This is a genomic window from Spirosoma terrae (assembly GCF_010435915.1).
Lineage (GTDB): Bacteria > Bacteroidota > Bacteroidia > Cytophagales > Spirosomataceae > Spirosoma > Spirosoma terrae.
Map to the genome: position 1 here is coordinate 1 of NZ_JAAFZH010000046.1, position 1,098 is coordinate 1,098.

Sequence of the window (1,098 nt, forward strand, 5' to 3'; positions counted from 1 at the left end):
GCTATGAACTGCATCCTAATCAGATCAGCGACTGGAAAAAGCAATTTATGGATGCTGCTCCGACGCTTTTTGAGGCTACTCGTACGATTGCTCCTGCGTCGGTAGAACCCGACATAACCCTACTCTATGAACAGATTGGACGGCTACAGATGGAGCTAACTTTCTTTAAAAAAAAGTTAGCTCAATGAGCTTGGCCCAACGTCGTTCGCTGGTTGACCCAGCCGCTGAAGGCAGCCTTCGCCAGCAGTGCCAGTGGTTAGGCCTGCACCGATCAGCTTACTACTACCAACCCGTAGCGGCTGACCCGGAAGACCTCCTACTGATGCGTTTACTAGATGAGCAATACCTGCTAACTCCGCAGTATGGTTACCGAAAGATGCAACTTGTCCTGGCTCAGGTAGGCTACCGGGTAAACCACAAGCGAGTTCGTCGGTTAATGCAAACTATGGGTATAGAGGCTATTTATACTAAAGTAAACACATCTAAGCCTGGTACAGGCCACCGCATCTATCCGTATTTGTTGCGTGGGCTACTCATTGATCGGGTGCATCAGGTCTGGGCCACCGACATTACATACATCCCCATGTCGACCGGATTTATGTACCTCATGGCCATAATTGATCTCTACAGTCGCTATGTGCTCAAGTGGTCTATTTCCAATACAATGGATGCTGATTGGTGTTGTCAGGTCTTAGCCCAAACCTTGGCAACTTATCCAGCGCCTGAGATTTTCAATACGGATCAAGGCAGTCAGTTTACATCAGATGCCTTCACGAATCTGTTGCTCAAAGCCGAAGTTCGGGTCTCGATGGATGGCAAAGGCCGTGCTTTGGATAATATATTTGTCGAGCGCCTTTGGCGCACGGTCAAATACGAGGATATTTACCTGAAAGCCTACCAGGATGGCTGGCAATTAGAGACTGGTTTGCAAGGCTATTTCGAATTTTATAACTGTCGACGCTTTCACCAATCACTGAATTATCAAACGCCAGAGCAGGTATTAAAGAGGGATAAAAAGTGCTATAAACAAAATAAAAATAGAATCAACTAACAACTTCGTTATTCAACAAAGTGGTCCGGTTTCAGGGGCGCAGTATA

The 1,098-nt window shown here is 46.7% G+C and carries 2 protein-coding genes; both read left to right on the forward strand.

The genetic code is table 11. From position 1 onward, the window contains the following. On the forward strand, positions 1 to 188 hold a 188-nt coding region (locus tag GK108_RS30980; RefSeq protein WP_394366292.1), incomplete at its 5' end, for a transposase. After that, the gene (locus GK108_RS30985; RefSeq protein ID WP_163955478.1) at positions 185 to 1,051 is read left to right on the forward strand and encodes an IS3 family transposase; all 867 of its coding nucleotides are present in this window, start codon (positions 185 to 187) and stop codon (positions 1,049 to 1,051) included. The genes GK108_RS30980 and GK108_RS30985, both read left to right, overlap by 4 nt. Positions 1,052 to 1,098: the final 47 nt, after the last annotated feature.

Coding starts and splice junctions, on each gene's coding strand:
- GK108_RS30985 (WP_163955478.1), top strand. CDS start 185: ATGAGCTTGGCCCAACGTCGTTCGCTGGTTGACCCAGCCGCTGAAGGC.